Genomic DNA, 22,190 nt, shown 5'->3' with positions numbered 1-22,190 from the left:
CGCCACCAACGGGACGGCCGGGCTACGAGCCGGGGACGTCGTCGCCGGTCTCGGGCCCCTCGTCGCCGGTGGGCCTGGGGCGCAGGCGGACGCGGGTGATGGCCTGCCCGGTCACCTCCGCGACCGCTGCGGTCAGGCCCGGCAACTCGACCACCCCGCCGGGTGCCTTCGGGATGTGCCCCAGGCGGGCCAACAGCAGACCCGCCACGGTCGTGTAGTCGTTGTCCTCGAGAGTGTCCTCGTCGAGATCGACGCCGACGTCGGGCAGGTCGTGCAGGGGGAACCCGCCGGGCAGCAGGAGCGATCCGTCCGGCTCCCGGACCACGGACTGCACGTCCCGGTCGGTCTCGTCGTAGATCTCGCCGACGATCTCCTCGACCAGGTCCTCCATCGTGACGATGCCGTCGATGGAGCCGCGCTCGTCCACCACCAGCGCGAACTGCTGCCGCTGCGCGCGCAGCTCCCGGATCGCCTCGGTCACCTTCAACGTCTCGGGCAGGTACACCGCGGGGCTGGCGTGCTCGGCGACCGGTCCGTCCTGGTCGAGCAGGTCACGCAGGTGCACCACGCCGAGCGTGTCGTCCAGGCCGCTGCGACCCACGACCGGGGCCCGGGTCTGCCCCGACGCGCCCAGCTCCCGCAACGCCTGCGGCGCGGACAACGACGCCGACAGGGTCACCACGTCCCGGCGCGGCACCAGAATCTCCCGCAGGGTCCGCTCGGCGACCTCGAACGCCCCCGAGATGATCATCCGGTGTTCGAGGGTGAGGTTGCGCTGCGCGGCGACCATGTCCCGCAGCTCCTCGGTGGTGACCTCCTCCCGTCGGGCGCGCGGATCACCACCGGTCAGCCGTACCACGGCGTCGCTCGCCCTGCTCAGCAGCCACACCACCGGCCGGGAGACCGCCGACAGCGTGTCCAGCGGTCGGGCGACCAGCAGCGCCCAGCCCTCCGCACGCTGCATCGCGATGCGTTTCGGCGCCAGCTCGCCGAAGACCAGGGTGACGAAGGTCAACAGGATCGTCACGACCACGATCGCGGCCGGCTCGGCCGCCGACCCCAGGAACCCCAGCGGGCCCACGAGCGGCGCGGCGAGGGAGACCGCCGCAGCCGCCGAGGCCAGGAACCCGGCCAGCGTGATACCGATCTGGATCGTGGCCAGGAAGCGGTTCGGGTCGCGGGCCAACTTCGCCAGCACCCGCCCGGCCCGGGAGCGCCGTTCGAGGCGCTGCAACTGGCTCTCCCGCAGCGACACCAACGCCATCTCGCTGCCCGCGAACACCGCGTTGACCAGCACCAACACGAACACAAGCGTGACCTGCACGCCATAGCCGCCCACGGCTGGTTCGACGCCTCCTTCCGCCCGGACCGTCCGGAAACACCAACCGTAGCCCCTGCCGATCCCGGCGGGGCGGGACCGGCGGAACGGGGCAGCGCCGGCTGACGCTCACCACACCCGCGGTTGCCGACCGACGATCTCCGCCCACCTGTGCTTTTCTCGATAGGGCGAGCCGAGGTGATCAACCAAGGACGACGGCGGAGGAGACGAATGCGGACGCGACGATGGGCGGGATCGGCACTGGCCCTCCTGCTGGCTGCCGGTGCCGCCGGGTGTGGCACCGGGAACGAGGACGAGGCGGGTCCGGGCGCGGGACCGGTGGCGACGAGTACGGCGAGCAGTTCTCCCGCCGGGGCCCCCGACCTCGGCGCGGGAGAGGAAGTGGCACGGGGCCTCGACGTACCGTGGGGTCTGGCGTTCCTGCCGGGTGGCGACGCCCTGGTCGCCGAGCGGGACTCCGGTCGGATCCTGCGGGTGGCCGCCGGCGGCGGTGCCCCGCAGCAGGTCGCCGAGGTGGCCGGGGTGGCCGCGGCCGGGGAGGGCGGGCTGCTCGGCCTCGCCGTCTCGCCGGAGTTCGCCACCGACGACCTGGTCTACGCCTACTTCACCGCGGCCGACGACAACCGGATCGTGCGTTTCCGGCTCGGTGGCGGTGCGCCCGAGGTGGTCTTCTCGGGCATCGCCAAGGCGAGCTTCCACAACGGCGGGCGCATCGCGTTCGGCCCCGACGGCATGCTGTACGTCGGCACCGGTGACGCCGGGAACACCTCCAGCTCCCAGGACCCGGCGAGCCCGGCCGGCAAGATCCTGCGGCTCACCCCGGACGGTGACCCCGCACCCGGCAACCCCACCGCCGGCTCCCCGGTCTACAGCCTGGGTCACCGCAACGTGCAGGGCCTGGCCTGGGACGCCGACGGCCGGCTCTTCGCCACCGAGTTCGGGCAGAACGACGTCGACGAGGTCAACCTGATCGAGCCGGGCCGCAACTACGGCTGGCCCGAGGTCGAGGGCGAGGGCGACACGGCGGGTGGCCGCTACACCAACCCGCTGGTCACCTGGTCCACCCGCGAGGCCTCCCCGTCCGGCCTCGCCATCACCGCCGGTACCGCCTACGTCGCCGCGCTGCGCGGTGAACGGCTGTGGGTCGTGCCGCTCGACGGTGACCGGCTCGGCGAGCCGTCCGCCCAGCTCACCGACGCGTACGGGCGGCTGCGCACGGTGCAGGTGGCTCCGGACGGCGCGCTCTGGGTGACCACCTCCAACACCGACGGCCGGGGCGACGTCCGCGACGGTGACGACCGCGTCCTGCGGTTCCCGGCCCGGTGACCCGGCCGTGACCGGTGGGCCCGGCGGGTGACCCGCCGGGCCCGCTGCGGTCCTCGTCGGTGCGGGTGCGGGCGGGGGTCAGCCCTCGGTGCGACCCACCTGTCGGTCCGGCGGTTCGAGGAGGCGTTGCAGCAGCAACAGGCCGCTCTTGAGGTCGGCGCTCCCGTCGAGCAGCCACTGGGTGCTGAGACCGTCGGCCGCCGCGAGGACGAGCGAGGCCGCGTCGGTCAGGGAGATGTCCGACCGGACGCTGCCCGCCGCCTGGCCTTCCGCGAGAAGCGCCGTGATCTCCGCCCGCAGGCCCGTCGGTGTCTCCCTGGGGGCGACCGTCGCGGTCTTCCAGTGGGGCTGGCTCAACGAACTCGTCGGTCTCGACACCACCGGCCCGGTGCTGTTCCTGCTGCCGATCCTGCTCACCGGCATCCTGTTCGGCCTGGCGATGGACTACGAGGTCTTCCTCGTCACGCGGATGCGGGAGGCCTACGTGCACGGGGCGCCGGCGCGCCAGGCGGTCGTCGACGGGTTCACCCACAGCGCCCGTGTCGTGGCCGCCGCCGCCCTGATCATGGTCGGGGTGTTCGCCGGCTTCACCCTCACCGACGACATCATCCTCAAGACCATCGGCTTCGCCCTCGCCGTCGGCGTCCTCGTCGACGCCTTCCTGGTCCGGATGCTCGTCGTCCCCGCCGTCATGCTCATCCTCGGCCGGCGGATCTGGTGGATGCCCCGCTGGATGGAGAAGGTCGTGCCGAGCCTGGACGTCGAGGGCGAGGCGCTCGCCCAGCGCCTCCCGGCAATGGCCCCGACCAGCTCCTGACCGGGCCTGGCGGGTGGCCGGCACCCGCCAGGGCCTCGGGGCCGGCGGCGTCTGCGGCCCCCGCTGAGGTGACGGGGGCGGTGCCGGGCGGGCGTCGCTCAGGTCGCCGGGCGACGGAGGCCGGCGAGGAGAAGGGTGACGACGCCGTCCGCATCGGCGCGGTGGGTCGGGTGGTCGTAGGCCGCGCAGATGCCGTGCAGGGCCACCATGACGGCGCCGGCCCCCACGTCGTCGCGGACGGTTCCGGTCCTGGCGTCGGCCAGGAGGTCGGCGACGGCCTGGTGCAGGGCCTGGCCGCCCTCGGCCAGCGCGCCCGAGCGGGTGGCCATGAGCGTCGCGAGGGTACGGGCGAGGCCCTCGTGGGAGTACAGGTGGTCGACGAAGCCACGGAGGAACGCCTCCAGCGCCTCGTCGGCGGGGAGGGTGGCGCGTAGTTCGCGGGCGCGGTCGCACATCGCGGTGATCTCTTCGCGGTAGACCGCCTCGGCCAGGGCCTCCCGGGTGGGGAAGTGGCGGTAGAGGGTGCCGGTGCCCACGCCGGCCAGCTTGGCGAAGTCGTCGAAGCGCAGGTTGAAGCAGCCGCCGGCGAAGAGTTCGCGGGCCTTGGCGATCAGGGCGTCGCGGTTGCGGCGGGCGTCGGCGCGCAGTGGCTTGGCATCGGTCACGGGGGGCCTCGCAGTTGACAAGTGGAGATTGTCTCCATATTTTCTAAGTGGAGGTCGTCTCCAATTATAGGCTACGAGGTGCGACGTGAAGATCTTGATGTTCGGCCGGGGCGTGATCGGCGCGGCGTACGGGTGGGCCCTGGAACGGGCCGGGCACCACGTCGAGTTCTACGTCCGGCCGGGCCGGGCGGCGGCCTACGGGGAGGCGATCGACCTCGACCTGCTTGACGCGCGGCGACGACCGTGGGGCAAGCGCGTCACCGAGCGATGGCCGGTGCGCTACCGCGAGTCCCTGGAGCCGGACCACGACTTCGATCTGATCGTGCTGAGCGTGCAGCACTACGCCTTCCCGGAGGCCGCGGCCTTCCTGGGGCCGCGTGTGGGCGGGGCCACGGTGCTCGTCTTCAACAACCTGTTGGTCGAGCCGTCGACCGCGGCAGAGCACTTCCCCGCCGACCAGGTGGCCTGGGGTTTCCCCGGGGCCGGCGGCGGTTTCGGCGACGACGGTGTGCTGCGGGGGGCGCTGCTGCCCGTGGTCTTCGCCGGCACTCTCGACCAGCCGCCGACCGAGCGCGAGCGGGCCGTACGGCAGGTGTTCCGCCAGGCGGGGTTCCGGATCCGGGAGACCTCCGACTTCCGTGGCTGGCTGTCGATCCACTTCGCCCAGAACGCGGGCCTGCACACCCAGAGCCTCAAGCAGGGCTCGCTGTCCGGGTGGACGACCGGCGCCGTACGCGAGGCGATCCTCGCCACCCGCGAACTGCTACCGCTCGTCGAGGCCCGGGGCGTCGACCTGCGGCGGCACCGGAGCGACCTGCTGCCCTTCACGGCGCCCCTCTGGCTGGCGGCACCGGCACTCGCCTGGCTGTTCCGTTACTTCCCGCCGGCACGCCGGGTCATGGAGGCGCACGCGAACCCCGAGGAACTGCGCGCCATCTGCCGCGACACCCTGGCGGAAGCTCACCGGCTGGGCGTGGCGGTGCCCCGCCTGGCGGCGGCCGAGCCCTACTTCGCCCGGTCGCCCGACACCGAGCCGGGGCGGTGGCGGCCGGCCCTCGGCTGACCGTCCCGCCCGCCACCGTGCCCCGGGCCCGGAGACGTCAGGCGGTGGGGCCCAGGTGGGTGCTTGCCCACTCCTCGAAGCTGGTCAGCGGGATGTCGAGGGACCGGGCGTACCGGGGGCGGGCGGGCTGGCCCGCGACGTTCAGGTACTCGTGGGAGGCCCCCATGCTCGGCATCCCGGCGGTGAAGGCCTGCTGTTCGGTCATCTCCGGCGCCCGCAGCGGGGTGCCGAGGGCGCGGGAGAGGATCTCGGCGATCTCGGTCATCGACAGGTAGTCGCCGGCTAGTTCCAGTTCCACCCGGTGGAACCGGCTCGGGTCGAGGAAGGCCGCCGCGGCGGCCCGGCCGACGTCCTGCGCGGCGACCAGGGAGAGCCGGGTCTCGGGTCGCAGGACGCTGACCAGCCCGCCCTCGACGCCACGGGGGAAGAGGAAGGCCATCGAGGGGGTGAAGTTCTCCATGAAGAAGCCCGGCTTCAGGTGGGTCCAGCGCGGGAAGTCGGCCGCCCGGAGCCGGTCGGCGATGGCGGCCTTGGCCCCGAGTGGCCCCTCCAGGGCGGACCAGCGACCCTCGGCCCAGCCGGGGATGTCGGTGTGCTGACCCACTCCGGAGACGGAGCTGTAGACGAACTGCGGCACCCCAGCGGCCTTCGCGCTCTCGATGAGGTTCACCCCCTGGGTCACCTCCCCGGCGAAGTCGAAGCCCGTCTGCTCCGTCCAGGCCGGCATCTGGACGGAGAAGACGGCCCGGACCCCCTCGGCGGCCCGGACCAGGGAGTCGCGGTCGTCGAGGTCGCCGGTGACCAGGTCGGCGCCGAGGGCGCGAACCCGCTGGGCCCGGTCGCTGTCCGGGTCGCGGACCAGGGCCCGGACGGGGACGCCCGCCGCGAGCAGGGCCCGGGCGGTGGCCCCGCCCTGCCGGCCGGTGGCACCGGTGACCAGGACGGGCGCGGATGCTGCTGGGGACATGGGGGTGCTCCTCGGGTACGCGGCGAAAACGGCGGGGCCCGCCGTTTCCCGTGAAGGTACGATACGGCGGGCCCCGCCATTTAGGCAACCTCGGAGAGGACGCCATGCCTGACCACCAGCGCGCCGACGCCCGGCGCAACTACGCGCGGATCCTCGCCGTGGCGGAGCGGGAGGTCGCCGCCCACGGCGCCAGCGCCTCCCTCGAACAGATCGCCCGTACCGCCGGGGTCGGCTCGGCGACCGTGCGCCGGCACTTCCCCACCCGGCGGGCCCTGCTGGAGGCGGTCTCCCACACCCGGATCGAGGCCCTGTGCGAACGGGCCCGTGACCTGACCGGCCGGGCCGACACCCGGGCGGCGCTGCTGGCGTGGCTGGACGAGGTCGTCGCGTACTCCGTGTCGGTCCGGGGGTTGGCCGAGGCGCTGTCCTACGACGACGGGGCCGGTGCCGGCCCGGTGCGCCAGAGTTCGTGCGCGGCGGTGCTGGAGGAGGCGGCGGGCCCGTTGCTGCGGGAGGCCGAGCGGGCCGGAGCGGTGGTGGCGGGGGTCACCATCGCCGACCTGATCGACCTGATCGTCGGCATCACCCTGGCCACCGAGCACCACCCGGACCCGGCGACCCGGGCCGACCGGCTGTTCCGGCTGGCCGTCTCGGGGGTGATCCCCCAGCCGACCCACCCGTCCCCCGGCCGGTGAGGGGGCGAGCCCTCGCCGCCCATCGAGCGGCTGGGGTCGACGGAAAGGCGGGGGCGCAACCGCCCCGACAACTCCGGCCGCCCGGTCGCCGGTCGGTCGCTCCCGGCATCGTCTCGGGCGAACCTCGCCCATTGATTGGCGGCGGATTGGACATCCGTCCCCGTTGCCTTTGTGGTCGCCGCCGGGTGGAGATCGCCACGGCGCTCCGGTCGTCCGTCGAACGGAGTAGGCGTCCGACGTCGTTCTTGCCGCCGTGCGCCGAAATGAGCGATCAATCACGGGGGCGGCGTCAGCAGTTCGCCGGTCCTTGCCTCGGTGGGTGTCGAACGGGGTGAACGGGCCGGGCCCGCGCCCCCGTCCCTCGGTCCAAAGAGCACACCCACATCCGAGAACAGCCAAGGTTATTCATCGTTAATAATCGATATATTGGCGATCGGTGGCGTAGTGTGGACCGACAGATCACCCACAGCCAGCGGGGGAGAGACTGGATGGGTCTGCGACTACTCGGGCCGGTGGAACTGATCAATGGTGACCGGTCGCTGAACCTGGGTGGAGCCCGCCAGCGGATCGTCCTGGCGGTATTGGGTCTCAACATCAACCGGGTCGTCCCCGTGGGTCAACTCATCGACGCGGTGTGGGGTAACGACCCACCCACCACCGCCCGAAGCCAGATCCAGATCTGCATCTCCGCGCTGCGTCGGCTCTTCGAGGACGTCGGGCGACCACAGGCGATCAGCACCCGCCCGCCGGGGTACCTCCTCCAACTGGACACCACCGACGTGGACAGCCTCCACTTCGCCGCGCTGGTCGCCGAGGCCCGCCGGCAGGTCGACGCGGGCACCAAGGCCGACGCGGCCCGGACCCTGCGGACCGCCCTCGCCCTGTGGCGGGGCGACCCGCTCTCCGGGGTGGCCAGCGACCAGGTCCAGCGGGCCGCCACCGTGCTGGCGGAGCAGCGACTCGCCGCCGTCGAGGAGCGCATCCAGCTCGACCTCGAACTCGGCGCCCACCAGGAGACGGTCAGCGAGTTGCAGGGCCTCGTCGGGGAGCACCCCCTCCGCGAGCGGCTGCACACCTTCCTCATGCTCGCGCTCTACCGGTGCGGACGCCAGGCCGACGCACTCAAGGCCGCCCGCCACGCCCGCACGGTCTTCGCCGACGAACTCGGGCTGGACCCGAGCGAGGAACTGCAACGCCTGGAACGGGCCATCCTGCAACGCGACCCGGCGCTCGGGACCACCGACGAACGACCGCCGGCCGTCGTACCCCCACCGACCCCGAAGTGGACACCCCCGCCACCACGCGGCGGCCCGATGGTGGTGCTGCCCCGCCAGCTTCCCGCCAGCATCACCGACTTCGTCGGCCGGGAGCGGCAGCTCGACCGGATCTGCCGGCTGCTCGCCCGGGACTCCGACGGCGACCAGGTGACGGGCCACGGCATGCCGATCGTGGTCATCTCCGGCATGGCCGGGGTCGGCAAGTCCAGCCTCGCCATCCGCGCCGCCCACGAACTCAGCGACCAGTACCCCGACGGCCAGCTCTACGCCGACCTGCGCTCCTGGGACCGGCAGGACCACACCGCGAAGCTGCTCGCCCGGTTCCTGCGCGCCCTCGGCATCACCGGCTCGGCCATCCCCGACGGCATGGAGGAACGCGGCGAGCTGTACCGCAGCATGCTCTTCGGCAAACGGCTGCTCCTCGTCCTCGACGACGTCCCGCCCGACATCCAGCTCCTGCCGCTGCTGCCCGGCAGCTCGTCCTGCGCGGTGATCATCACCAGCCGGGTACGCCTCACCGGCCTGCCCGGCGCACGCCTGGTCGACCTCGAACTCTTCGACCTCGCGCAGTCCCTGGAGATGCTGACCGCGCTGGTCGGCCCGGACCGCGTCGCCGCCAGCCGCGACGACGCCGCCGAGCTGGCCACCCTCTGCGGCGGACTGCCGCTGGCGCTGCGCATCACCGGCGCCCGGCTGGCCTCCCGCCCGCACTGGCGACTGGGCGGGCTGGTGCACCGCCTCCGGGATGAGGCGAAGCGGCTGGACGAGTTCGTCCACCACGGCCTCGAACTGCGCTCCAACATGGAGCTGGCGTACCGGGGCCTCGGCGCTGCCGCGCAACGGCTGCTGCGGCTCTGCTCGATGATGCGGGCCCCCGACTTCCCGAGCTGGACCGCCGCCGCCCTGCTGGACAGCAGCACCTTCGAGGCCGAGGACATCCTGGAGGGTCTCGTCGACGCCCAGTTCGTCGACACCGTGCAGTACCCGGACGCCGCCCCGCGCTACCGGCTGCACGACCTGATCCGGGTGTACGCGGCCGAGAAGCTGGCCGAGACGGAGACCGACGAGGAGCGTACGGCGGCGCTGAGCCGGGTGCTCAGCGGCTGGCTGGCCCTGGCGGAGGAGGCGCACCGCAGCACCTACGGCGGCAACTACACCACCCTGCACGGCACCGCCCCCCGCTGGATCATGGACCATGCCGACGCCGTCGCGTACCTCGGTGACCCGGCGCACTGGTGGGAGACGGAACGGCGGGCGCTGATCGTCGCCGTCCGGCAGTCCGCCGACGCCGGCCTGGCGGAGCTCTGCTGGGACCTGGCCCTGACCTCGGTCAGCCTCTTCGAGTCCAAGGGGTACTTCGACGACTGGCGGGAGTGCACCACCACCGCGTACGGCGCCGCCGAGCGGGCCGGCAACCGGGTCGGGATGGCGGCGATGCGGTACTCCATGGGGACGCTGCACATGTTCCAGACCCGGCTCGCCGACGCGGACGCCTGCTTCGGCACGGCGCTGGAGATCTTCACCGCCGAGGGCGTGGAGTACGGCGGCGGGCTGGTGCTGCGCAACGCCGCGCACATCGACCGGCTGCGCGGTGACACCGCGTCGATGCTGGCCAAGTACGCGCGCTCCCTGGAGATCATGCGCCGGGCCGGCGACCGGATCGGCGAGGCGCACATCATGCGCAGCCTCGCCCAGCACCGGATGGACGACGGCGACCACCGGGGCGCGATCGACCTGCTCGACCAGGCCCTGACCATCTGCCGGGAGACCGGTTGCCTGCGCGTCGAGGCGCAGGTGACGCACCGGTTCGCCGAGGTCTACCTGGCCACCGACCAGATCGAGCTGGCCCGGCAGGCCCTGCACCGGGTGCTGCGCATCGTGCGGGACACCGGGGACCGGATCGGCGAGACCCACGCCCTGTACGGCCTGGGCCTGCTCCGGCACCGGGAGGGCCGGCCGGACAACGCGACGATGATCCTCACACACACCCTGGAACGGGCCCGCCAGCTCGGCGAGCGGCTGGTCGAGGCCCGCGCCCGGTACTCCCTCGGCGAGATCGCCCTCGCCACCGGCCGGCTGACCGCCGGGGTGGCGCACCTGCGCGCCGCCCGCGAGCTGTTCGAGCAGCTCGGCTCCACGGTCTGGCACGAGCGGGCCTGCTCGCTGCTGGCCGAGGCGGCCCTGCTCTCCGACGACCCTCCCGACGACGGCGCCGCCCCCGGCCTGACCCGGCAGATCCCCCTTCCGGCGTAGCCGCCCCGACCTCCGACGCCACCGCCCCCGGTGGCCGGCCCACCGACGTGGTCGAGGGGCAGCCCGCCCGGGCTGCCCCTCGACCACGTCGGGTCAGATCACCAGTGGGTGTCCGCCACGCACACCCCCAGCTCCACGCTCCAGTGCGTGTCCTTGGGGCAGACCTCGGTCGCCAGCGAGCTGTCCGCTCCCGCCCCGCCGCCGACGGCGGCGCCGATGCCGAGGATCGCGGCGAGCGCGGCGGTGGCGAGGACAGACGTGACGGTGGTGACGAACGTGCGGGTGACGGACATCTTCGTTCCCTTCGGGGCGTGGTTCCCGCCGTGGCGGTGTGCCATCACCAGACCGTCGGCCGCTATCGAGCCGGCCTCCGATCGTTGTTCGAGATCCGGTCGACGTCGATAGCCCTTCGAAGGCGGCCCGATAGGAACCGCGCCCACCGTGTGGATCGCAGCAGCCGACACGACCACCGGAGGGACCGTCCGATGGACAGCCTCATTCCCCGCTCATGTGCCGATCCGCTCCCGGACGGCGACCCGGTGGACCCGGTCGACCTGCTGGCCGAACGGCTGATGACCGGCGGGACGTCCCCCCTGTCGGTCGACATCTGGGACCGGCTCGGGTGCCCCCCGCCGGCCGGCCCGCACCGGGCGGACCAGGCGATCCGCCACGCCGCGATCCTGGCCGCCCTGGCCGCCCGCCACCTGCTCGGCCCGGAGGTGGTCACGGCCTCGGTCATCGGCCCCCGCCGCGCCGTCCAGCTACACACCCTGATCTTCGCCCGGTACGTCTCCTGGGTGAGCCTCGTGTCGGTCTTCCTCACCGACGGCGCGGCGGCACCGCAGCCGGCGGCTGCCGAGCCGACCGCCCCGGCCGGGCCGTTCCTCGACCCGGGGACGGTCGACGAGCTCGACCTCGCCGGCATCACCCTGACCCGGGCCGCCACGCCGGCGGAGTCCGCCTTCGGGGCGAACCTCGTGGTCGTCATCGGGCCGACCGAGTCGACCGGCGGGGAGCAGCGCCCGGCGCCGCCACTGCACCTGGCCAGGGGCGCGCTCCTGGTCAACGCCTCCGGCCGCGACCTGCCACCGGCCCTGGCCGCCCAGGTCAACACGGTGTTCGTCGACGACCTCTCCCTGGTCGAGCCGGCCGCCGCGCACGGCCTGGCCCGACCGGCGTACGCCCGGAGCCACCCCCAACCGCGCTACCGCCTGGTCGGCGACCTGCGTCAGGTGGTGCTCGGCGAGCGGGCCGGGCGTACCGATCCGGAGCAGGTGCTCCTCGTCGAGCTGTTGAGCAGCGCCCTCCCGGCACCGCGCTGACCAGCGGCGCCCCTCGGACCGCCCCGCCACCGCGCAGGGCAGCAGCACCCCTCACCCACCCCGGTGAGCCCCCTCGACACCGCCGTCCGGCACCCGCCGGCGGCCCGGCGACAAGGAGCCCCGATGTCCCACGAAGCCGAGATCCGGCAGTTCGTCGTCACCGCGTTCGCCCCCGACATCCCCGTCGACCAGCTCCCGGCAGACCTGGACCTGCTGGACACCGGGATCGTCGACAGCCTCGGGCTGCTGCGCCTGATCGCCTGGGTCGGCGACCGCTACCACATCCCGATCGAGGACCAGGACATCTCGCCCCTGCAGTTCAGCTCGGTGGCCTCGATCGCCGCCTTCGTCGAGGACGCCCGCAGCCTCGTCTGAGCCGCCACCCCGCACGACCACCACCGGTACGTCCCCGTCCTCGTGCGCGGCAGCGCACACCTCCGTCACCAGCCGCCAGCGACAGAAGGGCAACCATCATGATCGTCAAGACCAGGTCCGAGGTTCCGGCCGTCGACTGGGGCAACGGCACCAGCTTCCGGCTCCTCGTCGAGCAGGACAAGATGGGCTTCGCCGTCGCCCACACCGTCGTCGCGGCCGGCTCCAAGTCCCCCCTGCAGTACCGCAACCACCTCGAGGCCTGCTACTGCATCTCCGGCCGGGGCCGGGTGATCGCCGACGGCGTCACCCACGAGATCGAGCCCGGCATCCTCTACGCCCTCGACCAGCACGACGAGCACTTCCTGATCGCCGATCCGGAGCAGGACATGGAGCTGATCAGCGTGTTCAACCCGCCGCTGCGCGGCGACGAGCGGCACAACTTCGACGCCAACGGGTTCTCCGAGTACTGACGCGGCCACGGCGCGGGCGGAGCCCGCCCGCGCCGCCCCGGCCCCACCCACCCCCACACGAAGGAGCACCGATGAACGAGTACTTCTCGCTCTCCGAGGAGGTCGCCGACGCGCTGGCCGACCGGCGGCCCGTGGTGGCCCTGGAATCCTCGGGCGTGGTCCACGGCCTGAGCTACCCGCTCAACCTGGACACCGCGCTGGACATCGACAAGACCATCCGGGCCGGCGGCGCGGTACCCGCCCGGACCGGCATCGTCGACGGCCGGTTCGTCGTCGGCATGTCCGAGGAGCAGGTGGCGCTCTTCGCCACCACCCCGGACGTGCCGAAGGTCAGCACCCGCGACATCGGCCCGACGCTGGCCGGCGGCGGCCACGGCGGCACCACCGTCTCGGCCGCCCTGATCGCCGCCGCGCAGGTCGGCATCGACGTCTTCGCGGTGGCCGGCATCGGCGGCGTGCACTTCGGCGCCGAGCGCAGCTTCGACATCTCGGCGGACCTGGTGGAGTTCACCCGGCACCGGATCGCCGTCGTCTGCGCCGGCGCGAAGTCGCTGCTGAACCCGGCGCTGACCATGGAGTACCTGGAGACCCTCGGGGTGCCGGTCGTCGGCTACCGGTGCGACGACTTCCCGGCGTACTACAGCGTCTCCAGCGGCGTCCGCAACCCGCGCCGCATCGACGACCTGACCGAACTGGTCGACGCGATCCGCCTGCACTGGGCGGTCGGCAACGACGGCGGGTTCCTCGTCACCCACCCGATCGACGAGCTGGACGCGCTGCCCGCCGACGAGGTCTACGCGCTGGTCCGCGAGGTCCAGGCCGAGGCGGAGGCGACCGGGGTGCAGGGGCCGGCGATGACCCCGTACATCCTGAGCCGGGTCTCGGCGGCGACCCAGGGCCGTACCGCCGCCGCGAACCGGTCCGTGCTGCTGTCCACCAGCGCCGTCGCCGCCGAGGTCGCCGTCGCGTTGCGGGAGCGGTCGTGACCACCGCGATCCTCTTCGACGTCGACGGCACCCTGGTCGACACCCCGGGCGGGATGACCACCGTCCTGCGCGCGGTCGTCACCGAGCACGGCCGCACCGCCACCGACGAGCAACTCCGTCGTACCGTCGGCCGGTCCCTGGCCGCCTCGTTCGCCACCCTCCTCGCGGTGCCCGCCGACCACCCCGAGGTGGCGCGGGCCGCGAACCGGGCCCGGGAACTGTTCACCGAGACGGTCATCCCGACCGCCGCCCGGCTGGTCTTCCCCGGCGTGGCCGAACTGCTCGCCACCCTGCGGGACCGTGGCCACCCGCTCGGGGTGGTCACCAGCAAGGTACGACCCAGCGCCGTCGAACTGTTGGCCGCCACCGGGCTGCTCGACGCCTTCGACACCCTCGCCTGCCACGGCATGACCGAACGCGGCAAGCCGCACGCCGACCTGGCGCTGCTGGCCGCCGACGCGCTCGGGGTGCCACCCGCGCGCTGCATCGTCGTCGGCGACGCGGTGGACGACGTCCGGATGGCCAACGCCGCCGGGATGACCGCGTTCGGCGTCACCACCGGGGTGGCCAGCCGGATCGAACTCCTGCTGGCCGGTGCCGGCGCGGTCTTCACCGGCCCGGCCACGCTCGGCCCGGCGCTCCTGCTCAGCCCCGCTCCCCGTTCCGTGACCCTCGACCTCAGCCAGAGGTGATCCGACCATGTCCCGCACCACCCGCTCCGCGCCCCTGCCCGGCACGTCGGCGTCCCCCGCCGCCACGCTGGCCATCCTGGCGATCGCCCAGTTCCTGATCGCCCTCGACTACTCCATCGTCTACATCGCCCTGCCCCGCATCGGCGACGAGTTCAGCCTGACCGAGAGCACCATCCAGTGGGTGGTCAGCGGGTACGCCGTCTTCTTCGCCGGCTTCCTCATCGTCGGCGGACGCGCCTCCGACCGGTTCGGCCCCCGCAACCTCTTCGTCGTGGCGATGGCGGCCTTCGGGATCGCCGCCCTCGCCGGCGGCCTCGCCACGGCCCCGGCGCTGCTGCTGGTGGCCCGCGCGGTGCAGGGCATCGCCGCCGCCGCCCTCCAACCGGCGGTCATCGCCCTGATCAACACGTCGTTCGCCGCCGGGCCGGCCCGCAACCGGGCCCTGGGTGTCTGGGGTACGGTCGGCGCCTCCGGCCTGGCCGCCGGAGTGGTGATCGGCGGCCTGCTCAGCACCGTCTCCTGGCGCTGGGTCTTCCTGATCAACCTGCCGCTCGCGCTGATCTGCGCGATGGGCGCGCCCCGGCTGCTGCCCCGGCTGCGGGCCTCGGTCACCGGCCGTGGGCAGCTCAACCTGCCCAGCGCGATCCTGTGCACCGGCACCGTCCTCGCCACCGCGCTCGCCCTGACCTGGGCGTCCAGCCACGGCTGGAGCTACGTCGGCACGCTCGGCGCGTTCGCCGTCGCCGCCGTCGGGCTGGTCGGCTTCGTCCTGCGGGAACGGCACAGCGCCCAGCCGCTGGTCGACCCGCTGCTGCGGCGGACCCGGTCGCTGCTGGTGGGCTGCGGGGCCACCGCGCTCTACATGGCCAGCGTCGGCAACCAGTTCTTCGTCCTCACCCTGTTGTTGCAGCAGTTGCGCGGGTACGGCCCGATCGCGGCCGGCATGGCGTTCCTGCCGATGGCGGTGGCGATCGCGGTGGCGAACTCGGTGGCGGCCCGGATCGTGGCCCGGATCGGCGTCCGGGCGGCGCTGACCCTGGCCTTCGTCGGCAACGCCGCCGGCCTGCTGCTGCTGGCCGCCCAGGTGCACGGCGACAGCTACCTGGTCCACCTGCTGCCCGGCCTGCTGATCACCGGCTTCGCGCACGGCGTCACGTACGTGTCGATGTTCATCGCCGGCACCGCCGACGTGGACGACCGCAACCAGGGCACCGGCAGCGCCCTGATGACCACCGCGCAGTACATGGCCGGGGCCCTCGGCATCGCCGTCCTGGTGCTGGTGCTCGGCACCGACCCGGGGCCGGGCAGCTTCGGCGCGGCGTTCGTCACCACCGCCCTGGCGGCCGGTGCCGGCGCGGTCCTGGCCTGGTTCGGCCTGCCCCGACGCGGAAAGACCGGCAGCACGCCGGCCACCGGCAGCACGTCGGCTGCCGCCACGGGGCCGGTGGCCGACGCCACCCCGGGCGTCGGCGGCGACCCGGCGGCCCTCGGGTACCGGCCGGACCCGGCCGGCGGTGACCGGGCCGACCGGCTGCCGCCCGCGATGGCCGCCCCGGTCGAGGGGAGCCGGCCGTGAGGGCCCCGGCCTGGGTCGCCCAGCTCGGCGTGCTGGTGGTGCACAACGACCCGGTGGTGGAGGCGGAACTGTGGGGCCGGGCCCCCACCGGGGTCACCGTGCACGCCGCCCGGTTCGAGAGCCCGACCAGCACCGGCGCCGAGTACACCGAGGAGACCTGGCAGCGCCTGATCGCCCAGCCGGACGTCCGGCGGGGACTGGTGCAGCTCGGTCAGATGGACCTGACCGCGATCTGCCTCTGCTTCGCCTCGGCGAGCTTCTTCGGTGGCCCCGAGTTCGACGCCGGCTTCGCCGCCGCCGCGACCGACCTGGCCGGAGGCACCCCGGTCTACACCGCCGGGGAGGCGATCCGGGCCGGACTGGCCGAGCTGGCCGTCCGCCGCCCGCTGGTGCTGGTACCGCCGTGGTTCACCGAGCCGACCTTCGCCGCCACCCGGCGGTACCTGGCGGCGGGCGGGTTCGAGGTGGCCGGACTGCTGCACTACCGGCTCGACGACGACTGGGACGGGGTGGCCCGGCACCGGATCTTCGACCGGGGTGGCCGCTGGATGATCGACCCGGACGAGGTCTGCCGGCAGGTCGGTGCCCACTTCCCGGCGGAGGCCGACGGGGTGCTGATCCCCGGCAGCGGGTTCCGCTCCTGGGACGCGGTGGCCCGGCTGGAGGAGACCCTCGGCGTCCCGGTGGTCACCTCCAACCAGGCCTGCCTGCGCCGGCTGTTCACCATCGCCGGTCTCGAACCGGCCGTGCCGGGCGGCGGTCGCCTGGTCGACGCCCACGCCTGACCCGGTCCACCCCGCCGTCGCCCTCCCTCCCCGACCCCACCCCACCGATGCGACGAGGAACGACAGGAGACATGCCGTGCCTACCAGATCGTTCTGCACCGCCTTCACCGAACAGGTCCGCCGCACACCGGACGCCCCGGCGCTGTCCTGGGCCGGCCGCGAGATCAGCTACCGGGACCTGGCCCACCGGGTCCAGGACGCGCGGGAGGCGCTGGCCGCCCTCGCGTTCGCCCCGGCACACCCGCTCTGCGTCCCGGCGGCGAAGTCCCCGGAGACCATCGCGCTGCTGATCGCCGCGTTCGAGGCGGACCGTCGGGTGCTGCTGCCCTCGGCGTCCCTGGGAGCGGAGGCGCTCACCCGGCTCTGCGCCCAGGTCGGTGCCCCCCACATCCTGCGGGCCACCGCCACCGGCCTGACCGTCCGCACCAGCGGGGCCCCGGGCCGCCCGCTGCCCGGCCCCGGCCTGCTGCTCACCACCTCCGGCTCGACCGGTACGCCGAAGGTCGTCGACCTGGCCGCCGAGGGGGTGGACGCGTTCCTCACCTGGGCGGCCGGCACCTTCGGTATCGGGGCCGCCGCCCGGGTGCTCAACTACGCGCCGCTCAACTTCGACCTGTGCCTGCTGGACGTCTGGGCCGCGCTCGCCAGCGGGGCCCGCGTCGACCTGGTCGACCCGGAACGGGCTGCCGAGGGCGCCTGGCTGACGGCGTTCTGCCAGGACCGGCAACCGACCGTGGTGCAGGCGGTCCCGCTGTTCTTCCGGCTGGTCACCGAGGCCGGCGGCCGGTTCCCCGGCGTCCGGGAGGTGCTGCTCACCGGGGACGTGGTGCCACCGCCCCTGCTGGACCGGATCGTCGAGGCGTTCCCGAACGCCCGGCTGTGGAACGTCTACGGCTGCACCGAGACCAACGACAGCTTCCTCCACCGGATCGACCCGGCCGACGCGTCGACCCGGAACGGCCTGCCGATCGGCCGCCCCATCACCGGCGTCGAGGTCTGCGTGGTGGACGCCGACGACGCGGAGCTGACCGGCGCGGGCAGCGGGGAGCTGGTGGTCCGGACGCCGTTCCGGGCCCGGGGCTACCTGGACGCCCGGCTCGACGGCCAGCACTGGCGGGACGGCTGGTTCCGCACCGGCGACCTGGTCCGGCGCGACGCCGACGGCCTGTTCCACCTCACCGGTCGCAACGACCACCAGGTCAAGGTGCGCGGCGTCCGGACGAACCTGCAGGAGGTGGAGCAGGTGCTGCTCGCCCACCCCGAGGTACGCGAGGCCGCCGTGCTCGCCGTCCCCGACCCGGACGCCGGCACCGTCCTGCACGCGGTGGTCCGCCGGACGGTGGCCTCCGAACTCAACGGGCTGCATCTGCGGCTGCACTGTGCCGCCGCGCTGCCCCGTACCGCGATTCCCCGCGCGTTCGAGGTACTCGACGAGGCGTTGCCCCGGACGTCCACCGGCAAGGTCGACCGCACCGTCCTGCGCGAGCGCCGGCACCCGGCGCTGGCCGGATCCACCGGAGGAGGACCGACATCATGATCAACTGGACCGAGGAGCAGCGCGAGCTGCGCGCCCTAGCCGAGGAGCTGGGCGCGGCGGCCGGGGAGGGACACCTCACCCGCGACGCCGACCGCGAGTTCGGCCACGCGGGATGGAAACTGATCCGCGAGACCGGCCTGCTGGGCCTGCCGTTCGACGAGCGGTGGGGCGGGCTCGGCCAGGACCTGCCCACCACCATGTACGTGCTGGAGGGCCTCGGGTACGCCTGCCGCGACGGCGGGTTCAGCTTCTCCGTCTCCACCCACGTGGTGAGCACCGGCGTACCCCTGCAACGCTTCGGCTCGGCGTACCTCAAGGACCGCTACCTGACCCGGGTCAGCGACGGGTCGGTCATCGGGGCGCACGCGATCACCGAGCCGTCCGGCGGCTCCGACGTGATGGCGATGCGCACCACCGCCGTCCGCGACGGCGACGACTACGTCCTCAACGGCAGCAAGGCCTTCGTCACCAACGGCCCGATCGCCGACGTGATCGTGGTCTACGCGCTGACCGGCAAGCGGGGCAGCCCGGCCGCCCTGACCGCGTTCCTGGTCGACCGGGACACACCGGGCCTGGTGGTGGGGCCACCGGTGGCGAAGATGGGGCTGAGCACCTCGCCCTTCTCGGAGCTGTTCCTCGACGACTGCCGGGTCCCGGCGACCAACGTGGTCGGCTCGCCCGGCGCCGGATTCCTGGTCATGGACCACGTCATGAAGTGGGAGATCCTCTGCTCCTTCGTGATCAACGTCGGGGAGATGCAGCACCGGCTCGAACGCTCCGTCGAGTACGCCCGCTCCCGCACCCAGTTCGGCCAGCGGATCGGCGCGTTCCAGTCGGTGTCGAACCGGCTCGCCGACATGCACATCGCCGTGGAGACCTCCCGCAAGTGGCTCTACGACACCGCGCAACGGCACGCCAACGGCGAGAACGTCACCTTCGACGTCGCCGCCAGCAAGTTGGTCACCAGCGAGAACAACGTCGCGTCCGCGCTCGCCGCCGTGCAGATCTTCGGCGGCTACGGCTACACCAGCGAGTACGGCCTGGAGAAGGACCTGCGCAACGCCGTCGCCGGAACGATCTACTCCGGCACCTCGGACGTCCAGCGTCAGCGCATCGCCCGCATGCTCGGCCTCTGACACCCCCGCCCCCGCGCATCACATCCCTTCCTGGAGGACCCGCACGATGTCCACGCCACTCGTCGACACCACCCTGCTCGACCCCACCGAGTTCCTCGACCACGACTCCGCCGTCGTCCGCGACTTCGTCGCCCGGACGCTGCCCGACGGCGGCGCGGAGCTGACCCCGACCGAACGGGCCGTCGCCCTCTACTACGCCGTCCGCGACGGCATCCACTACGAGGTGTACGGGGCCGACCTGTCCCGCCACGGCCTCAAGGCCAGCTCGACGATCACCCGGGGCATGGGCTTCTGCGTGCACAAGTCCATCGTGTACGCCGCCGCGGTGCGCGCGGTGGGCGTCCCCAGCCGGATCTACTACGGCGACGTCCGCAACCACCTCGCCTCGCCCCGGCTGGAGGAGCTGATGGGCGGCAACCTGTTCACCTTCCACAGCCTGACCACGGTGCTGCTGGACGGGCGCTGGGTCCGGGCCACGCCGGTGTTCAACAAGATGCTCTGCCGGCTCTACCGGATCAAGCCGCTGGAGTTCGACGGCCGGACCGACTCGATGTACCACCCGTTCGACGACGAGGGACGCCGGCACATGGAGTTCCTCCACGAGCACGGCGAGTTCGACGACGTCCCGTACGACCTGGTGGTGGGCGGCATCCGCACCAACCACCCCAAGCTCTTCGCCAGCCAGCACACCACGGCCCGGGGCTCCCTGGTGGCCGACGCGACGACCCCGGGAGGTGTCTGATGAGCCCGCTGCCCCGGGGCCGGCACGACCCGGCCCCCCGCGACCAGGTCGACCTGGAACTGGTCGTCCCGGCGTTCAACGAGGCGGCCCGGCTGCCCGCCACCCTCGCCGAGGTGACCGGCTTCCTGACCGACCAGCCCTGGCGGTCCCGGGTGGTGGTGGTCGACAACGGCAGCACCGACGACACCGCCACCATCGTGGCCGCCCGGGACTGGGCCACCGAGGTGGTCGTGGTCGGCTGCTCCCGACCCGGCAAGGGCGCGGCGGTCCGGCGGGGCATCGCCGGCAGCGCCGCCCGGTACGTCGGATTCATCGACGCCGACCTGTCCACTCCGGTACCGACCCTGAGCCGCGCGGTGGCCGAGCTGGAGGCGGGCGCGGTGGCGGCCATCGCGTCCCGGCACGCCCCCGGCGCCGCGTTGGCCCGCCCCCAGCCGGTCACCCGCCGGCTCGGCGGCGCGGTGTTCCGGGCCATCGCCCGCCGACTCGTCCCCGGCGTGCACGACACCCAGTGCGGGTTCAAGATCTTCGAGCGGTCGGCCGTGCAGTGGGCGCTGCGCCGCTGCCAGGTCAGCGGCTTCGCGTTCGACGTGGAACTGCTGCGCCGGATCCACCGGGCCGGCGGCCGGATCGCCGAGGTCCCGGTCACCTGGACCGACGACGAGCGGTCCACGTTCCGCCCGGTGCGCGACGGCCAGGCGGCCTTCGCCGACCTGTTCCGCCTCTACCGGGCCGACCTGTTCGACACCGCTCGGGCGGGTGCCCGGTGAGCCCGCGCCGACCGGCCCCGACCGGCCGCCAGGTGCTGGTGATGAGCCGGTACGACATCCGGCACCCGCACGCCGGCGACGCGGAACGCTACCTGTACGAGATCACCCGCCACTGGGTGGCGGCCGGCACCGAGGTCACCTGGGTGACCCCCGGAGCGCCGGACGCCCCCACCGCGCAGACCCTCGACGGGATCCGGCTGTACCGGGCCGGCCCGCTCGGTACCGTCGCCCGGCTGGCCCGCGACGGTGGCCGGTTCGACGTCGTGCTGGACGCCACCGGCGGATCGACCGACGGCCTGCCGCGCGGCGCCGGCCGGTCGGTACCGGTGATCGAGGTGCTGCACCGGGTTCCCCGGCAGCCCGCCGGCCGGCTGGGGCGGTTCCTGGCCGGCCGGCGGAGCCGGACCGAACGCGCCCGGGTGGCGCTCTCCCCCTCGGCCCGGCACGACCTGCGCCGCCGGCACCGCCTCCAGGGCCCGATCTTCGTCGTGCCACCCGGCACACCGGCCCCGACCCGGGCCGGCGGGGAACGGGCCGCCGTCCCGACCATCGTGGTCGACGTTGACCTGGTCGCCGAGGAACGGGTCGACCTGCTGCTCGGGGCGCTGCCCGCCGTCGCCGCCGCCCTGCCCGGCCTCCGCGTCGAGATCCTCGGCACCGGCCCCGACCGGGACCGGCTGCGCCGGCTCACCGGGGACGCGCGGCTGGCCGGCACGGTGACCCTGCACGGCCGGGCCACCGACGACGACCGGGACCGGTGGTGGCGCCGCGCCTGGCTGACCGTCTCCACCGCCGACGGCGGGGGGTGCGGCTCCCGGCTGCTCACCGCCGCCGCGTACGGGGTGCCGAGCGTCGTGCTGGCGACATCGGGTGCCCGCGACTTCGTCCGGGCCGGTCGCACCGGGCAGGTCGCCGAGTCCTGCGACCAGCTTCCGGCCACGCTGACCGGGTACCTGACCGACCTGCGCGACGAGGAGGTTGCCGACCGGGCCGCCGAGACGTGCCGCTCCTGGGCCGGCCGTTTCACCTGGGAACGCAGCGCCGCGCTCCTCGCCGGTGTGGTCGAGCACGAGATCCGGGTCGCCGGGTCCGACCTGGCCCGACGCCGGTCGGCCCGCTCCGACATCGCCACCCTGGTGCGGTTGCCCGAGGGCGGGTCGGTACCGGCCGGCTCGCTGCGCCCCACCGACGAGGTCGTGGCAGCGGACGGGCAGGTCAGCGTCCTGCTCAACGGCTGCGACGAGGTCGACGCGGTCGGCGTGCTGGCCCGCCTCGGCATCACCGGGGCCCGACTCCGCCTGGCCGGGCACGACGACCTGCTGGCCGGTCCACACCCCCTCCCGCCGGCGCTCGCCGGCCCGTCCCACCGCCGACCACTCGCCTACGACAGGGGCTGA

Annotated in this window: 21 protein-coding genes and 1 pseudogene; 17 read left to right on the top strand and 5 right to left on the bottom strand. The window is 73.6% G+C overall.

Translation table 11 applies throughout. The features are described 5' to 3' along the window. Positions 1 to 22: 22 nt before the first annotated feature. On the bottom strand, positions 23 to 1,339 hold the full coding sequence (locus AWW66_RS05140) for a hemolysin family protein (RefSeq protein ID WP_067360446.1): 1,317 nt from the start codon (positions 1,337 to 1,339) through the stop codon (positions 23 to 25). Positions 1,340 to 1,549: 210 nt separating this feature from the next. Between AWW66_RS05140 and AWW66_RS05135 the strand changes: the two genes are divergently transcribed. After that, on the top strand, positions 1,550 to 2,665 hold the full coding sequence (locus AWW66_RS05135; protein WP_067360443.1) for a PQQ-dependent sugar dehydrogenase: 1,116 nt from the start codon (positions 1,550 to 1,552) through the stop codon (positions 2,663 to 2,665). A 78-nt stretch (positions 2,666 to 2,743) separates the two neighbouring features. Here AWW66_RS05135 and AWW66_RS35100 read toward each other — a convergent pair whose 3' ends face one another. Next, a complete protein-coding gene (locus AWW66_RS35100) occupies positions 2,744 to 3,088 on the bottom strand; it encodes a TetR family transcriptional regulator C-terminal domain-containing protein (protein ID WP_157527165.1) in 345 nt (114 codons plus the stop codon). Here AWW66_RS35100 and AWW66_RS05125 point away from each other — a divergent pair. Beyond that, a pseudogene (locus tag AWW66_RS05125) lies at positions 2,970 to 3,482 on the top strand (MMPL family transporter); the annotation flags it as partial. The gene AWW66_RS35100 and the pseudogene AWW66_RS05125 overlap by 119 nt on opposite strands. Before the next feature lie 98 nt (positions 3,483 to 3,580). Here AWW66_RS05125 and AWW66_RS05120 read toward each other — a convergent pair. Further along, positions 3,581 to 4,147, bottom strand: a complete 567-nt coding sequence (locus AWW66_RS05120) for a TetR/AcrR family transcriptional regulator (RefSeq protein ID WP_067360434.1) — start codon at positions 4,145 to 4,147, stop codon at positions 3,581 to 3,583. A gap of 85 nt (positions 4,148 to 4,232) precedes the next feature. Between AWW66_RS05120 and AWW66_RS05115 the strand changes: the two genes are divergently transcribed. After that, positions 4,233 to 5,210, top strand: a complete 978-nt coding sequence (locus tag AWW66_RS05115; RefSeq protein WP_067360431.1) for a ketopantoate reductase family protein — start codon at positions 4,233 to 4,235, stop codon at positions 5,208 to 5,210. A gap of 37 nt (positions 5,211 to 5,247) precedes the next feature. Here the strand turns inward: AWW66_RS05115 and AWW66_RS05110 are convergent, their stop codons facing one another. After that, positions 5,248 to 6,177, bottom strand: coding sequence for an NmrA/HSCARG family protein (locus AWW66_RS05110; RefSeq protein ID WP_067360428.1), 930 nt, complete (start codon positions 6,175 to 6,177; stop codon positions 5,248 to 5,250). 104 nt (positions 6,178 to 6,281) lie between these two features. Between AWW66_RS05110 and AWW66_RS05105 the strand changes: the two genes are divergently transcribed. Beyond that, on the top strand, positions 6,282 to 6,872 hold the full coding sequence (locus AWW66_RS05105) for a TetR/AcrR family transcriptional regulator (protein ID WP_067360425.1): 591 nt from the start codon (positions 6,282 to 6,284) through the stop codon (positions 6,870 to 6,872). A 488-nt stretch (positions 6,873 to 7,360) separates the two neighbouring features. After that, positions 7,361 to 10,402 (top strand): AfsR/SARP family transcriptional regulator, encoded by a 3,042-nt coding sequence (locus AWW66_RS05100; protein WP_083978231.1) that lies wholly within the window; start codon positions 7,361 to 7,363, stop codon positions 10,400 to 10,402. A gap of 98 nt (positions 10,403 to 10,500) precedes the next feature. Here AWW66_RS05100 and AWW66_RS05095 read toward each other — a convergent pair whose 3' ends face one another. Further along, the gene (locus AWW66_RS05095; RefSeq protein ID WP_067360418.1) at positions 10,501 to 10,695 is read right to left on the bottom strand and encodes a hypothetical protein; all 195 of its coding nucleotides are present in this window, start codon (positions 10,693 to 10,695) and stop codon (positions 10,501 to 10,503) included. A gap of 192 nt (positions 10,696 to 10,887) precedes the next feature. Here AWW66_RS05095 and AWW66_RS05090 point away from each other — a divergent pair, with 192 nt between their 5' ends. The 12 genes from AWW66_RS05090 to AWW66_RS05035 all read left to right on the top strand — a co-directional run bounded on the left by AWW66_RS05090 (position 10,888) and on the right by AWW66_RS05035 (position 22,190). Next, the gene (locus tag AWW66_RS05090) at positions 10,888 to 11,724 is read left to right on the top strand and encodes a hypothetical protein (protein WP_157527163.1); all 837 of its coding nucleotides are present in this window, start codon (positions 10,888 to 10,890) and stop codon (positions 11,722 to 11,724) included. 123 nt (positions 11,725 to 11,847) lie between these two features. Continuing rightward, positions 11,848 to 12,099, top strand: coding sequence for an acyl carrier protein (locus AWW66_RS05085; protein WP_067360411.1), 252 nt, complete (start codon positions 11,848 to 11,850; stop codon positions 12,097 to 12,099). A 98-nt stretch (positions 12,100 to 12,197) separates the two neighbouring features. Continuing rightward, positions 12,198 to 12,569, top strand: coding sequence for an ectoine synthase (locus AWW66_RS05080; RefSeq protein ID WP_067360408.1), 372 nt, complete (start codon positions 12,198 to 12,200; stop codon positions 12,567 to 12,569). 71 nt (positions 12,570 to 12,640) lie between these two features. Next, the gene (locus tag AWW66_RS33400) at positions 12,641 to 13,555 is read left to right on the top strand and encodes a pseudouridine-5'-phosphate glycosidase (RefSeq protein WP_067360405.1); all 915 of its coding nucleotides are present in this window, start codon (positions 12,641 to 12,643) and stop codon (positions 13,553 to 13,555) included. Beyond that, positions 13,552 to 14,247, top strand: a complete 696-nt coding sequence (locus tag AWW66_RS33395) for an HAD family hydrolase (RefSeq protein WP_067360402.1) — start codon at positions 13,552 to 13,554, stop codon at positions 14,245 to 14,247. The genes AWW66_RS33400 and AWW66_RS33395 overlap by 4 nt, the downstream gene beginning before the upstream one ends. A 7-nt stretch (positions 14,248 to 14,254) precedes the next feature. Next, positions 14,255 to 15,823, top strand: coding sequence for an MFS transporter (locus AWW66_RS05065; RefSeq protein WP_067360399.1), 1,569 nt, complete (start codon positions 14,255 to 14,257; stop codon positions 15,821 to 15,823). Next, a complete protein-coding gene (locus tag AWW66_RS05060; RefSeq protein ID WP_067360396.1) occupies positions 15,820 to 16,608 on the top strand; it encodes a maleate cis-trans isomerase family protein in 789 nt (262 codons plus the stop codon). The genes AWW66_RS05065 and AWW66_RS05060 overlap by 4 nt, the downstream gene beginning before the upstream one ends. A 76-nt stretch (positions 16,609 to 16,684) precedes the next feature. After that, positions 16,685 to 18,145: a class I adenylate-forming enzyme family protein gene (locus AWW66_RS05055; protein ID WP_067360393.1), complete on the top strand. Its 1,461-nt coding sequence runs from the start codon at positions 16,685 to 16,687 to the stop codon at positions 18,143 to 18,145. Further along, positions 18,142 to 19,281 carry an acyl-CoA dehydrogenase family protein gene (locus AWW66_RS05050; protein ID WP_067360391.1) on the top strand — a complete coding sequence of 380 codons (1,140 nt, stop codon included), beginning with the start codon at positions 18,142 to 18,144 and terminating at the stop codon, positions 19,279 to 19,281. The genes AWW66_RS05055 and AWW66_RS05050 overlap by 4 nt, the downstream gene beginning before the upstream one ends. 46 nt (positions 19,282 to 19,327) lie before the next feature. Beyond that, on the top strand, positions 19,328 to 20,023 hold the full coding sequence (locus tag AWW66_RS05045; protein ID WP_067360389.1) for a transglutaminase-like domain-containing protein: 696 nt from the start codon (positions 19,328 to 19,330) through the stop codon (positions 20,021 to 20,023). Beyond that, positions 20,023 to 20,793 carry a glycosyltransferase gene (locus tag AWW66_RS05040; protein WP_067360388.1) on the top strand — a complete coding sequence of 257 codons (771 nt, stop codon included), beginning with the start codon at positions 20,023 to 20,025 and terminating at the stop codon, positions 20,791 to 20,793. The genes AWW66_RS05045 and AWW66_RS05040 overlap by 1 nt, the downstream gene beginning before the upstream one ends. Before the next feature lie 41 nt (positions 20,794 to 20,834). Beyond that, the gene (locus AWW66_RS05035) at positions 20,835 to 22,190 is read left to right on the top strand and encodes a glycosyltransferase (protein ID WP_157527162.1); all 1,356 of its coding nucleotides are present in this window, start codon (positions 20,835 to 20,837) and stop codon (positions 22,188 to 22,190) included.

Origin of the sequence: Micromonospora rosaria (assembly GCF_001567585.1) — a bacterium.
GTDB lineage: Bacteria > Actinomycetota > Actinomycetes > Mycobacteriales > Micromonosporaceae > Micromonospora > Micromonospora rosaria.
This window is presented reverse-complemented; position numbering and strand designations above follow the sequence as displayed.

Excerpts from the sequence above, each read along its gene's own strand:
- AWW66_RS05135 (WP_067360443.1), top strand. The coding sequence starts at position 1,550 with ATGCGGACGCGACGATGGGCGGGATCGGCACTGGCCCTCCTGCTGGCT.
- AWW66_RS35100 (WP_157527165.1), bottom strand. The coding sequence starts at position 3,088 with ATGCCGGTGAGCAGGATCGGCAGCAGGAACAGCACCGGGCCGGTGGTG.
- AWW66_RS05110 (WP_067360428.1), bottom strand. The coding sequence starts at position 6,177 with ATGTCCCCAGCAGCATCCGCGCCCGTCCTGGTCACCGGTGCCACCGGC.
- AWW66_RS05105 (WP_067360425.1), top strand. The coding sequence starts at position 6,282 with ATGCCTGACCACCAGCGCGCCGACGCCCGGCGCAACTACGCGCGGATC.
- AWW66_RS05100 (WP_083978231.1), top strand. The coding sequence starts at position 7,361 with ATGGGTCTGCGACTACTCGGGCCGGTGGAACTGATCAATGGTGACCGG.
- AWW66_RS05095 (WP_067360418.1), bottom strand. The coding sequence starts at position 10,695 with ATGTCCGTCACCCGCACGTTCGTCACCACCGTCACGTCTGTCCTCGCC.
- AWW66_RS05090 (WP_157527163.1), top strand. The coding sequence starts at position 10,888 with ATGGACAGCCTCATTCCCCGCTCATGTGCCGATCCGCTCCCGGACGGC.
- AWW66_RS05085 (WP_067360411.1), top strand. The coding sequence starts at position 11,848 with ATGTCCCACGAAGCCGAGATCCGGCAGTTCGTCGTCACCGCGTTCGCC.
- AWW66_RS05080 (WP_067360408.1), top strand. The coding sequence starts at position 12,198 with ATGATCGTCAAGACCAGGTCCGAGGTTCCGGCCGTCGACTGGGGCAAC.
- AWW66_RS33400 (WP_067360405.1), top strand. The coding sequence starts at position 12,641 with ATGAACGAGTACTTCTCGCTCTCCGAGGAGGTCGCCGACGCGCTGGCC.
- AWW66_RS05065 (WP_067360399.1), top strand. The coding sequence starts at position 14,255 with ATGTCCCGCACCACCCGCTCCGCGCCCCTGCCCGGCACGTCGGCGTCC.
- AWW66_RS05050 (WP_067360391.1), top strand. The coding sequence starts at position 18,142 with ATGATCAACTGGACCGAGGAGCAGCGCGAGCTGCGCGCCCTAGCCGAG.
- AWW66_RS05045 (WP_067360389.1), top strand. The coding sequence starts at position 19,328 with ATGTCCACGCCACTCGTCGACACCACCCTGCTCGACCCCACCGAGTTC.
- AWW66_RS05040 (WP_067360388.1), top strand. The coding sequence starts at position 20,023 with ATGAGCCCGCTGCCCCGGGGCCGGCACGACCCGGCCCCCCGCGACCAG.
- AWW66_RS05035 (WP_157527162.1), top strand. The coding sequence starts at position 20,835 with ATGAGCCGGTACGACATCCGGCACCCGCACGCCGGCGACGCGGAACGC.